Annotated in this window: 16 protein-coding genes; 5 read left to right on the top strand and 11 right to left on the bottom strand. The window is 47.9% G+C overall.

Annotated features, from left to right (window positions below; genetic code table 11):
- Window positions 1-72: 72 nt before the first annotated feature.
- From BACSA_RS16785 to xseA, 8 genes are all read right to left on the bottom strand, one after another.
- Window positions 73-777, bottom strand: coding sequence for an AlkZ-related protein (locus tag BACSA_RS16785; protein WP_013619211.1), 705 nt, complete (start codon window positions 775-777; stop codon window positions 73-75).
- A complete protein-coding gene (locus BACSA_RS16780) occupies window positions 777-1340 on the bottom strand; it encodes a flavin reductase family protein (protein ID WP_013619210.1) in 564 nt (187 codons plus the stop codon). Before BACSA_RS16780 ends, BACSA_RS16785 begins: the two co-directional genes overlap by 1 nt.
- Window positions 1341-1430: 90 nt before the next feature.
- On the bottom strand, window positions 1431-2531 hold the full coding sequence (locus BACSA_RS16775) for an Mrp/NBP35 family ATP-binding protein (protein WP_013619209.1): 1101 nt from the start codon (window positions 2529-2531) through the stop codon (window positions 1431-1433).
- Between the two features lie 95 nt (window positions 2532-2626).
- Window positions 2627-3385 (bottom strand): tRNA (guanosine(46)-N7)-methyltransferase TrmB, encoded by a 759-nt coding sequence (gene trmB / locus BACSA_RS16770; protein WP_013619208.1) that lies wholly within the window; start codon window positions 3383-3385, stop codon window positions 2627-2629.
- A gap of 202 nt (window positions 3386-3587) precedes the next feature.
- Window positions 3588-4199: a DUF975 family protein gene (locus BACSA_RS16765; RefSeq protein ID WP_013619207.1), complete on the bottom strand. Its 612-nt coding sequence runs from the start codon at window positions 4197-4199 to the stop codon at window positions 3588-3590.
- A gap of 35 nt (window positions 4200-4234) precedes the next feature.
- Window positions 4235-5254, bottom strand: coding sequence for a branched-chain amino acid aminotransferase (locus BACSA_RS16760; RefSeq protein ID WP_013619206.1), 1020 nt, complete (start codon window positions 5252-5254; stop codon window positions 4235-4237).
- A gap of 77 nt (window positions 5255-5331) precedes the next feature.
- Window positions 5332-5550, bottom strand: a complete 219-nt coding sequence (xseB, locus tag BACSA_RS16755; RefSeq protein ID WP_013619205.1) for an exodeoxyribonuclease VII small subunit — start codon at window positions 5548-5550, stop codon at window positions 5332-5334.
- 4 nt (window positions 5551-5554) lie between these two features.
- Complete coding sequence (gene xseA, locus BACSA_RS16750; protein ID WP_013619204.1) at window positions 5555-6853, bottom strand: exodeoxyribonuclease VII large subunit; 1299 nt, start codon at window positions 6851-6853, stop codon at window positions 5555-5557.
- Between the two features lie 164 nt (window positions 6854-7017).
- Here xseA and BACSA_RS16745 point away from each other — a divergent pair, with 164 nt between their 5' ends.
- The 4 genes from BACSA_RS16745 (at window position 7018) to rfbB (ending at window position 10883) form a co-directional block, all read left to right on the top strand.
- On the top strand, window positions 7018-8373 hold the full coding sequence (locus BACSA_RS16745) for an MATE family efflux transporter (protein ID WP_013619203.1): 1356 nt from the start codon (window positions 7018-7020) through the stop codon (window positions 8371-8373).
- Window positions 8374-8539: 166 nt separating this feature from the next.
- Entirely contained in the window at window positions 8540-9172 is a 633-nt protein-coding gene (locus tag BACSA_RS16740) for a cytidylate kinase-like family protein (protein WP_013619202.1), read from the top strand.
- 22 nt (window positions 9173-9194) lie between these two features.
- Window positions 9195-9686, top strand: coding sequence for a metallophosphoesterase family protein (locus BACSA_RS16735; RefSeq protein ID WP_013619201.1), 492 nt, complete (start codon window positions 9195-9197; stop codon window positions 9684-9686).
- A gap of 57 nt (window positions 9687-9743) precedes the next feature.
- Window positions 9744-10883 carry a dTDP-glucose 4,6-dehydratase gene (gene rfbB, locus BACSA_RS16730; RefSeq protein WP_013619200.1) on the top strand — a complete coding sequence of 380 codons (1140 nt, stop codon included), beginning with the start codon at window positions 9744-9746 and terminating at the stop codon, window positions 10881-10883.
- 81 nt (window positions 10884-10964) lie between these two features.
- On the opposite strand, the gene BACSA_RS16725 is transcribed toward rfbB, so the two are convergent.
- The 3 genes from BACSA_RS16725 to BACSA_RS16710 are packed head-to-tail and all read right to left on the bottom strand — an operon-like array spanning window position 10965 to window position 13321.
- On the bottom strand, window positions 10965-11852 hold the full coding sequence (locus BACSA_RS16725) for an AraC family transcriptional regulator (RefSeq protein WP_013619199.1): 888 nt from the start codon (window positions 11850-11852) through the stop codon (window positions 10965-10967).
- 13 nt (window positions 11853-11865) lie between these two features.
- On the bottom strand, window positions 11866-13002 hold the full coding sequence (locus BACSA_RS16720) for a DUF4377 domain-containing protein (protein WP_169311466.1): 1137 nt from the start codon (window positions 13000-13002) through the stop codon (window positions 11866-11868).
- A 7-nt stretch (window positions 13003-13009) separates the two neighbouring features.
- The gene (locus BACSA_RS16710) at window positions 13010-13321 is read right to left on the bottom strand and encodes a hypothetical protein (protein ID WP_225226457.1); all 312 of its coding nucleotides are present in this window, start codon (window positions 13319-13321) and stop codon (window positions 13010-13012) included.
- An 829-nt stretch (window positions 13322-14150) separates the two neighbouring features.
- Here BACSA_RS16710 and BACSA_RS16705 point away from each other — a divergent pair.
- Window positions 14151-15308: an ISAs1 family transposase gene (locus BACSA_RS16705; protein ID WP_013616325.1), complete on the top strand. Its 1158-nt coding sequence runs from the start codon at window positions 14151-14153 to the stop codon at window positions 15306-15308.
- Window positions 15309-15346 lie beyond the last annotated feature (38 nt).

The following is a 15346-nucleotide window of genomic DNA, read 5'->3' as shown; positions in this document are numbered from 1 at the left end:
TGCGAAACCTTCCCCTCAGTGAGGGCATGAAATCGCAACGCGCGAAACCTTCCCGCCGATGAGGGCAAGGAATCAACCTATCAGCTCCCGAAGCTTCTTCTCAGAAACACCGGGCAAGATGCGGCAAAGGTGCGCATGAATCGCCGCAAACGATTCTTCGGGCGTACATCCGGCATCCTGCCTGCCATAAAGGGCTTCGGGGGTGGTGTAACGCGCCACGCCCCAGCCGTACGGCCTTCCGTGCCGGTCGATGTTGTACTCGAAGTCGGCGATGACGATGTGCATCCCCATCATCAGGCGCGTCAGGACCGGTTCGAGCGAGACCCGTCCCTCGCCCTGCATCGTGTCGACCAAGTCTGTGTCACGCCTGCGTCCACGCCCACGAGCAAATCCCAACAGGCTGCGCAACTCTTTCACCGTCACGCTTCCTTCGCCCCATACCGTCTGAAGCACCACGTCGTCCAGTGCCTGTGTGTCGTCGTCCTTGGCGTACCGGCGCGAACGGCGCCAGTTCATCAGATGGGGCAGCCATTCCAGACTGACGTATCCCGCCTTCTTATTGTACAGCTTGCCGTATGCGCAATGTCCCTCGCGAATGACGGGGCCTTTCCATTCCCACGGACCTTCTTCCTCGTCCGAGAACCAATATTCCCATGCCGTCCGCTCTTCGATGGAAAAACCGGGAATGCCGCATCGGAAAAACGGCAGGAAGCCCAAAGCCAATACCTGCCGTTCCATATCTTCCGCCGTGCGGATTTTATCTTCTTCGCGCATCATCACCGTTTCAACGCCATACCGTCCTTGAACGCATTTCCCACATGCCCGCCTACTTCCAGATAGGCATTGTGTACGGGGTCGAACGAAATCGGGCGCAGTTTAGCGGGGTCTATCTTGCCCTTCTCGTCCAAGATGCGCTCGTCGGCAGATACATTGACAATCTTACCCACCAGATGGCACATTTCCGGGTCGTAAGAAACAAGCTCGCACTCCACTGCCATCGGCAATTCTTCGATGAGCGGGGCGTTGACAAACTCCGATTTTACGGCATGGAATCCCGCACGGAAAAACTTGTCGGGCACATCGTTTGCCGAAACGATGCCTACATAATCGCAAGCCGTCAGCTGGTCTGCCGTACCGATGCTCACGGTAAAAGCCTTTGTTTCCAGCAGGTTTTTCACGGTCTTGTGCCCCGCGCTCAGGCACAGGTTAATCTGGTCATCGTAATCGATGCCTCCCCAAGCGGCATTCATCGCGTCGGGGTTTCCTTCTCCATCGTAAGTAGCAACGATAAATACAGGCTGTGGATACGTCCACGGCTTTGCTCCAAAATTCTTTCTCATAAAGCTTTCCTCCTTTATTTATTCACCACAGATTACACAGATTAATATAATTAATTTTCAAAATCTGTGTAATCTGTGGTGAAATCAAACTCATTTATGCGTCTTTACAATCTCGGTGGGAGCCAGCTCGGCATTGCGCTTTTCGGTCTGCTCCACCACACTGCGCGCCAAGTCCGCAAACGCCCTTCCGGTCACCGAATCCTCGTCCAACGCTACGGGCGTGCCCTTGTCGCCGTTTTCGCAGATGCTCTGCACGATAGGGATTTGCCCCAACAAAGGCACATGCAATTCCTCTGCCAGGCGCTTTGTCCCTTCTTTCCCGAAAAGATAATACTTGTTTTCCGGAAGTTCGGCAGGCGTGAACCATGACATGTTCTCCACCAGCCCCAAGATAGGTACGTTCACTTTATCGTTCATATACATATTGATTCCCTTGCGGGCATCGGCAAGCGCCACTTCCTGCGGCGTGCTGACAATCACTGCTCCTGTAATGGCGAGGGTCTGCAAGAGGGTAAGGTGGATGTCGCTCGTGCCCGGAGGCGTGTCGAGGATGAAATAATCCAGTTCGCCCCAGTTGGCATCGCCCACCAGCTGCTTCAAGGCATTGCTTGCCATGCCGCCACGCCACAGGGTAGCCTGATCGGGATTGACAAAGAAGCCGATAGACAGAATCTTGATGCCGTATTTCTCTACCGGGACAATCAGGTCGCGCCCCTCAATGGTCTCGGCATACGGACGCGCGTCTTCCACCTGAAACATTTTCGGGATGGAAGGCCCGAAGATGTCGGCATCCAACAGACCGACCTTGTAACCCAACTTCGAAAGGGCTACGGCAAGATTAGCAGCCACGGTAGACTTACCCACTCCGCCTTTTCCCGACGACACGGCGATGACATTCTTCACCTGCGGAAGCATCTTGCCCGGCTCAGGACGTGCCGCCTGACGGCTTTCGGTAGCGATTGTCACTTCCACGTCTTTCGATACATAGGTATGGATAGCCGTCTCTGCCGACTTCACCACCGATTTCATAAACGGATCGGTCGGTTTCTCGAAGATAAGCGAGAAACTGACCTTCATCCCGTCGATACGCATATTGTCTGCCACCATTTCGGCTTCGACAATATTTTTCCCGTTTCCGGGATAACGCACCGTTGCCAGCGCGTCTAAAATCAATTTCGGATACAATGTCATATTAATGAAGAATTAAGAATGAAGAATGAAGAATGAAGAATCAACGAATGAACCCTATTCTTCATTCTTAATTCTTCATTCTTCATTTATTATAATTATTTGCTTGTTTTCAGTCCGCTCCGCTTGCTGCGGTTATAGCTTCGGTAATCGTCCAGTTCGATTTCCACATCCGGCTCTGCCAGCTCGCCCTCCTGAGGCAGGCGGAACTTGATGTATTTGATGCTTAACCCGCGGTCCAGCCATTGCTGCTCGTAATAAGTACGGATGCGCAGGATGTCATCGTCCAAACCCGAATGATACAAATCGTCTGTGATGAACTCTACGGGGAAATGATTAGCCTCAACCATCGCCTTCGTATAAGTGAACATGAAATTACTGTCCGTCTTCAGGTGCACCAGCCCGCCGGGTACGAGGAACTTGCGGTAACGCTCCATGAAGTACGTCGAAGTAAGCCTCTTGGTCACCTTTTTCATCTGCGGGTCGGAAAACGTGAGCCAAATCTCGCTCACCTCGCCCGGCGCAAAGAAACGGTCGATGATTTCGATGTTCGTACGCAGGAAAGCCACGTTCGCCAATCCTTCTTCCTGCGCCTGCTTGGCACCCGTCCACATTCGTGCTCCTTTGATGTCCACCCCGATGAAGTTCTTCTCCGGATAGCGACGTGCCAGCCCTACGGCATACTCTCCCCTCCCGCAGCCCAGTTCCAACACAATCGGATGGTCATTCTTGAAGAAATCTCGGTTCCAGTTTCCTTTCATCTCACAAGGCGTATCCGCAACCTGCGAATACGGATATTCGAATACATGCGGATATTCCGCCATATCGGCAAATTTCGCCAGCTTTCCTTTTCCCATTTTCTTACTGTTCGGATATTTTTACCGGGCAAATGTAACATTTTTCAATGTAATCCCCAAACGATACACGGATTATCCCGGTCCGAAACATCACGGACAGCAACCAGATACCCGCCTGCACTGGCAATGAAAAACGCGGAGAACGAAAAGCTTTTACAAACTTCCGTATCCCCGCGCCTTTATATGGAAAAGACAAACAGTGTTATACTTCCACTGCAGGTTCTTCTGTTACCTGTTCCTTTTTCAGCGTCTCATAGAAAGCGGCGTGGGCCATGACCATATAAGGCTCTATCCAAAGAAGCCCCAATCCGCATGTAATGATACCCAGCAAAATCCAACCAAGGAAAGTCAGGTCGAGCACGAAAAGCTTCATCTTATGCCCTTCCATCATCCGCATGCTCTTCTCTATTGCCGCATCATATTTCAGTTGAGGGTCGTCTTTCAATATAAAAGGAGTAAGCGCATACGAATAGCTCTTGATGACACCCGGCACAATCAATAGCAAACTCCACAACATAGTATAGACTGCCATCAAAACCATCGTACCCATGATACGGGTATAATCTTTAAAACCCGCAAAGAGTTTTTCAAGTTCGACCGCACCCGTTCCCCGAAAAACATCAAGGAACAACACCATAAATCCGTATGCCACAGGCATACCGAAAAGAAGCACCAAGAGAAAGCCCACATAGGGAATGTTGGACAATCCTCCGCAAACGGCCAGATAAATCAATGTCACCAATGCAGCCATCATCCATTTGCCGGACAACGCTGCACGAGCTTCCGCTCTCAGTTCTGAATAAGGTTTTGTCATAATTTATTAGTTTAAGATAATCCCGATTGAATCTATCAGTCCACCATCATCACCCATCCGTACGGGTCGGGTTCGTCGCCATACTGGATGGCACGAAGCTTGTGGTAGAGCTTTTCGCTGATGGGGCCCGGCTTGCCGTCTTTCGAAATGACATACGACTTGTGGTTCTCCAAATCATCGATACGTTCTATCGGGCTGATGACCGCAGCCGTACCGCACGCGCCGGCTTCTTCGAACGTTTCCAGTTCCTCTTCGGGGATAGGACGGCGTTCTACCTTCAAGCCCATGTCTTCTGCCAGCTGCATCAAGCTCTTGTTGGTAATGGACGGCAGGATAGAAGTAGAAAGCGGAGTAACATACGTATTATCCTTGATGCCGAAGAAGTTGGCTGCACCGCACTCGTCGATGTATTTCTTTTCTTTTGCATCGAGATAGAACTCGCACGCATAACCCGCATCATGCGCCATCTTGTTGGCACGCAGGCTGGCTGCATAGTTTCCACCCACCTTGTATGTACCTGTACCGAGCGGAGCAGCGCGGTCGAACTCACGGATAATCACATACGAGTTCGTAGCAAAGCCTCCTTTAAAGTACGGGCCTACCGGAGTGACGAATATCACAAACAAATATTCACTTGCCGGATGTACGCCTACCTGTGCCCCCGTCCCGATAAGCAACGGACGGATATAAAGAGCCGCACCGCTTTCGTAAGGCGGAATGAAACGTTCGTTGGCTTTCACCACTTTGCGTACAGCTTCGCAGAACAACTCCGTCGGAAGTTCGGGCATCAAAATACCCCGGCATGTGCTTTGCAAACGTTCTGCATTGGCTTGCGGACGGAATACACGGACCTTGCCGTCTTTGCCGCGGAACGCTTTCAACCCTTCGAACGCTTCTTGCCCGTAATGAAGGCAAGTAGCCGCCATGTGGATATTCAATGTCTCTTCCGAGCACAATTCCAATTCTCCCCATTTCCCGTCGCGATAATAGCAACGTACGTTGTAATCTGTCTTCATATACCCGAACGGCAGATTAGCCCAATCGATTTCTTTCATACGACAATATGTTTTTAATGTTACATTTCGTTACAAGTATTGAGGCAAAAGTACGGTTTATATTTACAAAATCCAACTTAATCGGTACTTTTTTCATCATCTGTCCCTTCTTCGAGCATCTTTTTGATTTCGGCATCCGCCTTGTAGAGCTTTTCCCTGCAATATTTTATCAGACGCTGGGCTTCCTTGAGCCGGTCCGCCAACTCGTCTATATCCAGTTCGTTGCTCTCAATTTGCGCCACAATTGCTTCCAGACGCTTCATTGCCTCGGTATAAGTTTCTTTCTTTGTTGCCATAAATCTATAATACTTTACTCTTAAATTCTCCTTTCGCCACACGGGTCACCACTTCATCACCCGGATGCAATGCGGATGCATCGGTCACGGCCTTCCCGTTCTTCAAGGTTATGCTGTATCCTTTTTGCAATAAAAGTTCGGGAGAAGCCGCCCTGACTTGCTGCTCCAATAACTGAAGCCGCCCGCCTTCCCGTTGCAGGCGGGATTGCAGCGCCACATTCAACCGTCCGTCGAGTTGCAAACGGTAAGTTTCCCTCATCATACGGGCTTGCCAGGCAAGATGGACACGCTTCACCAGCCGTTCTTGGCGGAAACCTTCGTTTTGGATGCGCATTTGCACCCGTGCCGGAATACGTGCCACCCATCGCTCCAGCCGCTCTTTTTGCTGGCCAAGCCACTCAGGAACCTCTTGATAGAAGAACGAAGCATAAGTTTCCAACCGGTCGGCAGTTTTGCGCAAATGATTGATTAAGAACTCGGCAGCAGCCGTAGGAGTCTTTACCCGTGTATGCGCCACCTTATCTATCACCGTATCGTCCCGTTCGTGCCCGATACCTGTAATAATAGGTATAGGGAACTGGGCACAGTTGGTAGCCAATTCATACGTGTCAAAACCCGACAAGTCAGACGTCGCTCCTCCGCCACGGATAATCACTACCACATCCCAACGCCCGTGCCCGGCATTTATCCGGTTCAAGGCACGGATAATGGAAGCCTCGACCTGCTCGCCTTGCATCACCGCCGGAAACAATTTGGTATAAAACACAAAACCGAAGGCATTGCGCTCCAACTGGTCGCAAAAATCTCCATACCCCGCCGCCGTGGGCGAAGATATCACGGCAATGCGTTGGGTAAGTTCGGGCAATTCCAACTCCTTATTTAATGTAAGCACGCCTTCTTCTTCCAAGCGTTGCAAGATTTCTCTTCTCCGCTTTGCCATATCCCCCAGCGTATACGTGGGGTCAATATCGGAAACCGTAAGCGAATAGCCGTAAAGCTCATGAAAATCCACCGTTACCCTTACCAGCACTTTCAGCCCTGCCACGAATGCCTGTCCGGTTTCCCGCTCGAAATAAGGCTTCAGCTCACGGAATACATTGCTCCAGACAATGCCCCGCGCCTTGGCAAGCAAGGCATTGCTCTTCGGGTCTTTCTGTACAAATTCCAGATAGCAATGCCCCGAATAGTTGGTCCGCACATCACTCAGCTCCGCCTGCACCCAATACGCATCGGGCATGGACAAGCGGACACTTTGGCGCACCAAGGCATTCAATTCGTATAAAGATAGAGGAGTATGTTCCATAAAAGTCCAAAATTCTTGGGAGCAAAGATACAATTAATAAATGAAGAACGAAGAACGAAGAATGAAGAATCACTTCGCCCGCATGGAATTCTTCATTCTTCATCCTTCGTTCTTCATTTATTTTGATTACCTTTGCACCCGGATTTAATGGTAAAAAGAGTTTTATGTCACAAAAAGGAACCGCTTCCGAATTAGGCACACAACCTATCGGCAAACTATTGACGCAATATGCCGTCCCTGCCATCATCGCCATGACGGCTTCTTCACTTTACAACATGATAGACAGCATCTTCATCGGGCACGGTGTAGGCGCTATGGCCATCTCCGGACTTGCCATCACATTCCCCCTGATGAACCTTGCCGCCGCATTCGGCTCGCTGGTGGGGGTAGGTGCTTCTACGCTGGTTTCGGTGAAGTTAGGGCAAAAAGATTATACTACCGCCCAGCATATCTTGGGCAATGTCGTATCGCTGAATGTCCTTATCGGCATCGGATTCACGATTCTTTCCCTCTTGTTCCTCGACCCGATTCTATATTTCTTCGGAGCGAGCGAAGCGACCATCCCTTACGCACGCGATTACATGATTGTCATCCTCTTGGGCAATGTAGTGACACACATGTACCTGGGGCTGAACTCGGTGCTCCGCGCGGCGGGTTATCCGCAAAAGGCGATGTTCGCCACAATCATGACCGTCGTAATCAACACCATCCTTGCTCCGATATTCATCTTCGTGTTCCATTGGGGCATCCAGGGAGTGGCGTTGGCTACTGTACTGGCGCAAATCATCGCCCTGACATGGCAAATCAAGCTTTTCTGCCGGAAAAACGAACTGCTCCGCCTGAAGAAAGGCATTTACCGCCTGCAAAACCATTTGGTGCAGAACATCATCGGCATCGGGCTGGCTCCGTTCTTCATGAACATAGCCGCCTGCATGATTGTCATCTTAATCAATAAGGGATTAAAGCTGTACGACGGAGACCTTGCCATCGGAGCGTTCGGTATCGTGAACCGCATCAGTTTCCTCTTCGTCATGATTGTCATGGGGCTGAACCAAGGCATGCAGCCCATAGCCGGATACAACTACGGCGCACGCCAATACGGACGCGTGAACCAGGTAATGAAAATCACCGTGATAGCCGCCACTATCGTAACGACAACCGGTTTCCTGGTGGGCGAACTGATACCCGAACTCGTGGCAAAAGCCTTTACCACCGACCAGACCCTGATAGACCTTTCGGCACGCGGGCTGCGCATCACGGTAATGTTCTTCCCCATTATCGGATTCCAGATGGTCACGTCAAACTTCTTCCAAAGCATCGGCATGGCAAAAAAAGCCATCATCCTTTCGCTAAGCCGGCAGGTGATGATACTTATCCCGCTCCTGCTGATTCTCCCGCTCTTCTGGGGTGCGGACGGCATCTGGTTCAGCATGCCCATCTCCGACCTTGCAGCCAGCATCATCGCCGCCATTATGCTCTACCGCCAGTTCAAGCTATTCAAACAAAAAGCAATAGCCTGACACAGCCCGTGCACCTATATGCGAAGCCCTATGCATGCAGGTGCACGGAGCGGCGCATATACCTTCATCCCCCGACGGAAATAAAATCACTTCCAAACCTTTCCGACTTTCCATTTTTTTATTTACATTTGCTCTATCATAGAAAAATAACCAAAAAACAAGTGCTATGAACGATTATTATGTAATTAACTTAGGCAGGCAATTAGGAAGCGGCGGAAAGGAAATCGGCGAAAAGCTGGCGAAAGACCTCGGCATCGCCTTTTATGATAAAGAATTAATCAACCTCGCTTCGAAAGAAAGCGGGCTTTGCAAGGAATTCTTCGAAAAAGCCGATGAAAAGGCATCCCAAGGACTCTTAGGAGGCTTGTTCGGGACACGGTTCCCCTTCATAACCGAAGGAGCCTATCCGTATAACTCCTATTTGAGCAACGATTCCCTGTTCAAGATACAGAGCGATGTCATCCGGCATCTTGCCGAGAAGCAATCGTGCCTCTTCGTAGGAAGGTGCGCCGACTATGTTTTGCGAGACCACCCGCGATGCGCCAACGTCTTCGTATCGGCTTCGCCCCAGGCACGCATCGAACGCCTGACCAAACGGCTGAACATCAGCGAGGAGAAAGCCGAAGAGATTATGGAAAAAGCCGACAAGAAACGTTCCTCCTATTATAATTATTACAGCTACAACACGTGGGGAGCCGCCGCAACCTATCACTTATGCATCGACTCGTCCGTATTGGGCATTGACCGAACGGTGGAATTCATCAAATCATTCGTGAAACAAAAACTGCAACTTCCTTAACCGGATACACCGGAACACAACCATGACCAGAATAGGACTTCTATCGGACACACATGGCTATTGGGACGAACGCTACCTGAAATACTTCGAGCCGTGCGATGAAATATGGCATGCAGGAGACATCGGCTCGATGGAAATCATCGAGCGCCTGGAAGCGTTCCGCCCTTTGCGCGCCGTATACGGGAACATCGACGGGCACGACATCCGCCTGATATACCCCGAAACCAACCGTTTCACGGTAGACGGAGCCGATGTCCTGATGAAACACATCGGAGGCTATCCGGGCAGATACGACACTTCTGTACAGAAGATTCTATACGCCAACCCTCCCAAGCTCTTCATCAGCGGACATTCTCATATTCTGAAAGTTAAGTTCGACCCGAAGCTGAACCTGCTCCACATCAATCCGGGAGCGGCGGGGAAATACGGCTTCCACAAAGTACGGACATTGATACGGTTTTCCATCCATGAAGGTAATTTTTCTGACTTGGAAGTTATAGAATTAAACGGATAATGCTTGTTTGATTAAAAAAACTTTGCGAAATTTGCACCGCGAAAATAAAGTGACATTATGAAAACTTATTTAGTTACAGGAGCTGCCGGATTTATCGGTGCCAATTATATCAAATACATACTTGCTAAACACGAAGATATACGGATTGTCGTATTGGATGCATTGACATACGCAGGCAATCTTGCCACTATCGCCAAAGACATTGATGACGAGCGTTGTTTCTTCATCAAAGGGAATATATGCGACCGCAATCTTGCCGACCAGCTGTTTTCCGAATACAAATTCGACTGCATCATCAATTTTGCCGCCGAAAGCCATGTAGACCGGAGCATCGAAGATCCGCAACTGTTCCTACAAACCAATATCCTGGGAACACAGAACCTGCTGGACGCTGCCCGCCGTGCATGGGTCACGGGCAAAGACGAGCAAGGCTATCCGACATGGAGACGCGATGTGCGCTTCCATCAGGTATCGACCGATGAAGTATACGGTTCGTTGGGTGAAGAAGGATATTTTACCGAAGAAACTCCGCTCTGCCCGCACAGCCCGTACAGTTCATCTAAAGCCAGCGCCGACTTCATCGTGCTTGCTTACCGCGATACGTACAAAATGCCGGTGACCATCACCCGGTGCTCTAACAACTACGGTCCGTACCAGTTCCCGGAAAAACTGATTCCGTTAGTCATCAAGAATATCCTCGAAGGCAAACGTCTCCCCGTGTATGGAAAGGGAACGAACGTGCGCGACTGGCTCTACGTAGAAGACCATTGCAAGGCTATCGACCTGGTGGTACGCAACGGACAAAACGGAGAAGTGTATAACGTAGGCGGACACAACGAAAAGCAGAACATAGAAATAGTACGGTTGATTATCAGCACGATACGTCAGATAATGGAAACCAAGCCCGAATACCGGAAGATGCTGAAAAAGAAAGAACTGGACGAAAACGGGCAAATACGCATCGACTGGATAAACGAATCTCTGATAACTTTCGTCAAAGACCGTCTCGGACACGACCAGCGTTACGCCATCGACCCGTCCAAGATATCTCATGACTTGGGCTGGCTTCCTGAAACAAAATTCGAAGACGGCATAGTAAAAACCGTACACTGGTATCTCGATAATCAGGAATGGGTTAAAAACGTCACAAGCGGAGAATACCAAAGCTATTACGAGAACATGTACAAAAACCGATAAAGATATTTACAATTTGGCGATTTACCATTTACGATTTGAAGAAAGATACGTAAATAGTAAATCGCCAAATCGTAAATAATTTCATCCTTTCTTCATCTCCCGATACTCACTGGGCGACATTCCCATCAGTTTCGTAAACAGGCGCGAAAAATAATAAGCGTCCTCCATGCCTACCTTATAGCAAATCTGATTGATTTTCATATCCGTAGTGTCCAGCATAAGGCATGCCTCTTGTATCTTCAACAAGTTGAAATAAGCCAAGGGCGCATATCCCGTCTGTTTCTTGAAAAGCATGGAGAAATGCGAAGACGAATAGCCCGCCTTCTCCGCCAGGTCATTCAAGGCAAGATGCTTCTCCAGGTTCTCTTTCATAAAATGGATGGATTCGTTCACCGCGTCTCCCTCTGCCACCTTATCCGTATTCGCATTCCGATACGAGTGGATATAGCGCAACGACCCCAAATAATAATGGAAAAGCGAAGACACATAACGAAGGTTTTCCATGCTGAACCCCGACTGCAACGTATTGAACATTTCCTCAAACAAACGGATACGGTCGCTGATGCGCGATTGTTTTTCCGGAAGCACATCCATCGGATGCAAAACGCCTTCTGCATAACAAGAAGCCAATGCGCCTTTGAAATGAATCCAGTAAATTGTCCAAGGATTCGCTTCATCAGAAGCGTATGCGTGCGGAATGCCTGCAGGGAGGATGAAATACTGGTTTTCCGCTACAGCATACTCTTGCCCGCCTGCCCGATACCATCCTTTTCCGCTCACACAATAAATAAACACATACTGGTTAATAGGCTCTTTCCGCTCGCGGAAATGATAATGCGCTTTCGGATAATAGCCTATATCTGTAATGTGCAGCATGGAAAGGAGCGGGTCTTCTTCCATCATCTTTACCGTCATCTGCGGAAGCACCAACGCCCGTTCGCCACTGAATCCGTCTTTTAACCGTATCATAGAAGTTAAGATGTTATTTCGGTTCGGCGATTAAGTAATAACATTCTTCATGAAAGTCATCACCCTCGATATGAAGAAGCGCTACACGTGTAGTATCATTGCCGTAAGTTTCCACGATGCTGGCATCTTCGGGCAATGTCTTGAAACTGGCGGCTGTCTCGGCTGTTTTTTCCAAATATTTTGTCAGCAGCCAGCGCAGGCCGGCTCCTTGCCTTTGAAGCTTTTCGGCATCAATAAGATGGGATGCGGCCGCTACCCTGATTTCCACGAAAGGCGTATTGTTGCGCTGTTGGGTGTTGGTCAACAGAAACTCATAACGGGTATCAAGTACACAATAAATGGTGTGAGTCTGTGGGTTGGCAACCGCAATACTTCCTCTTTCCCAATCTATACCGAGAAAATCCCTTTCACGCATAATCTGTTCAATTGTATACTCATACTTCACCTCGCCGTCCTTGTATCCTTTAAGCGATATCAGGAAATCGCTTTTCTCGAAAAAATACGAATTCCATTGCGATGTGTAGCTTTCAGACGTTCCACTATCACCTTTTTTCCGTTGAAGAATAGGATAGGTGTCAGGCATGACCGGAGACGACATCACAATCGAATCATAGTATTGCAGGAACTCCGGATTGCCAAAGGGAGTGTATTCATCCCGATGGTCGAGTATTCTGAATGTCAACAAGTCGAAGGGTGCCGCCAGCGGTGTATCTAAATACATAAACGGAGTCAGTTGCACCATTTTAAGCTTGAACTTTGCTTCTTCGGGCCATTCTTCGGGCGTGACAGGTGTGTCCGGTTGTGTATCGCTTAGTATTTCAATCAGCCGATAAGTGCAATTCATCCCGTCCTGCGGTGGATTGGCGAGAGTGGTTTTGCGCACTTTCAATTCGTAGGCATGTCCTTGCACGTATTCAAAGCCTTCGATGCTGCCCATGACAAGACGCTGCCATTCCGTATCAGACGGCTCCTTTACAAGCATGTATTCCATTGGAACATTACTTCCCCATACGGACTCCCAAACCGTTGTTTCGGATACCTGCATGATGATATCCGCATAACTGTCTCCTGAAGTATCTTCATTGTCACAACCGCCCCATATAAAACTTAGGACCATCAATAAAACGAAAGAAAGATTCTTGATTGTCACGACTTGTTTATTTAAAGGTTTTTGAAATCTGTTCACCCACACGTTTAAGAGCACCTTTGATGTCGGCATCGTGACTTATTCCTAACGTGGTATAAGCACCTCGGCAGGAAACTAAAGGGCGGTCGGTGTTGAAGTCGATGAAGTTGACCGTGATTACGGTTTCTTCTTGGCTTACAGCGACACCGAATGTCGCCAGCAATAACGCCGACTGCTCACTCTGTGTCAGTTCGTTAATGCGATATTGGTTTATCAATGTTAACCCCGACTGTTCGACAGCATCGTATAATTGTATCTGATATTGTACAAGTTCGGGGGGCATTCTGTACGTATCATCGTCTATAACCGCTACGTATTTATACTTAGATAAATTGACACCTTGTGAGACGACGGATTTAGATGTAGTACAGCTTGTCAGAATCATCAGTATACAGACACCGATGAATGTCGGGAGTTTTCTTAAAATGTTTTTCATCTTCATCGTTATAAAATTCTTGTTGACTTCCTAAGAATTTTCATTTGTATTACAGGAAACGTGAGCCAACTATGCCACGTCTTTACTTGGAGGTCGTAGGAAACCTTGTATACAGATGTAGTTATAGCAGCCCACGCTATAGCGTCAGAACCACCATGCCATCTGAATATGCAATTTGAAAATTTCCTATGTTTCCAAATACTTGATGCGCATAACGTTTCTTCTTTTTCTCGCATGTTTTGGGAAAGAGTTGGTTCTACCCGAATACAAAGATAGAAGATTTTTACGATAATCTCCTATTTTCAAAAGTTTTTTCCCTGAAACACGAAATTAGTTCCTGCTTTATGCGAGCCAATAGTCAAGAATATACGATGAGCAAGGCGCATTGGTTTTATCAGTGCATATCTTTTAATAAAAGGTTGCTGCTATTATCTTCTTGCTTCAACACAGATAGCTTCATCTGCTGTAAGATTAATAATCTTGCGCTTGTAAGATTAATAATCTTGCAGCCTGAAGATTAATAATCTTACAGCGGATGCACCTATATGCGCAGGGCTGACGCATTACTTAATAGACTGAAAATCAAACTAAGTTTGAAGAATCTCAGTGATACATCCTGTTTACAATAGCTTTTTTCTTTACTTTTGTCCTATATATTCAAGTTAAAAAACATCCAATGGAAATCATCTCAATACTCCGTACAATAAAGGATCCCCGTCGTGATCATTTAAGGGCACACAGTTTCGAGTGTATATTTTATATCGCAATGGCAGCAGTCATCGGCGGTGCGGAAAGCTGGTATGAGGTTGCCGATTTTGGTAAGATGCACGAGTCTTTCTTCCGCTCACGTATAAAGGACTTTAAATGTGTCCCTTCTCATGACACTTTCAATCGTGTATTTTCCCTTCTTTCTCCCAGTGAACTCGAAAATGGCTTTCGTACCTGGATACGTGAGATTTGCGGCAAATACCGTGGTCTTGTATCCATAGACGGTAAAGAGATACGCGGTGCACGTGAAGAGAAGAGTGGCGGCAGTTTTGAATCTCTGCGTATAGTAAGTGCTTGGGCGTCAGCCAACGGTGTCTCTCTAGGCCAGGAAAAGGTAAGTGACAAGAGCAACGAAATAAAGGCAATCCCTTTATTGATAAAGGCTCTTGACCTTGAAGGCTGTATAATTACCATTGATGCCATTGCCTGCCAGCATGAAATAGTAAGTACAATCATCGATGCAAAAGCTGACTATCTTATAAGTGTAAAGAAGAACCAGAAGAAACTTTATGAAACGATAGAAGGTTGGTTCTCTGATATTGACATATATGGAAACAATATTGACGGAATAGGTCATATACCTCAGACAAGATACAGGTACAGCATAACGGAAGAGAGTTCACATGGGCGCTTCGAGAGACGTGTATGTCAGGTATATAACAATGGAGTCCTGTCTAAAGTCTTGAAATGGAAAGGTGTAAACTCAGTGGTATGTTTGACTAATACGAAAAAATACATAAAGTCAGGAAAGACCACAGTGGAGAGACACTACTACATAACATCCCTGCCATTGGATTCTGAACGTATAACTGAAACTATCAGAAGCCATTGGAGTATTGAGAACAATCTTCACTGGCAGCTTGATGTCTCATTCAATGAGGACAGTCAGAAAAAAAAGAAAAATGCGGCACAGAATTTTTCACTACTCAACAAGATTGCCATGACACAACTAAAAAACAACAAGAGAAAAGCAAGCCTTAAGGGTAAAAGAAAAATGGCGGGATGGAGTGATGAGTTTCTTGCAGAACTTTTAGATGCACCATGGCAAAATGATGAAATCAAGTAATGCGTCAGCCCTGCCTATATGCGTTTGCCGACGCACCT

The sequence above is a fragment of the Phocaeicola salanitronis DSM 18170 genome (assembly GCF_000190575.1).
Lineage (GTDB): Bacteria > Bacteroidota > Bacteroidia > Bacteroidales > Bacteroidaceae > Phocaeicola > Phocaeicola salanitronis.
The sequence above is the reverse complement of the archived record's forward strand: the minus strand, read 5'-3'. Positions and strand labels throughout refer to the sequence as shown.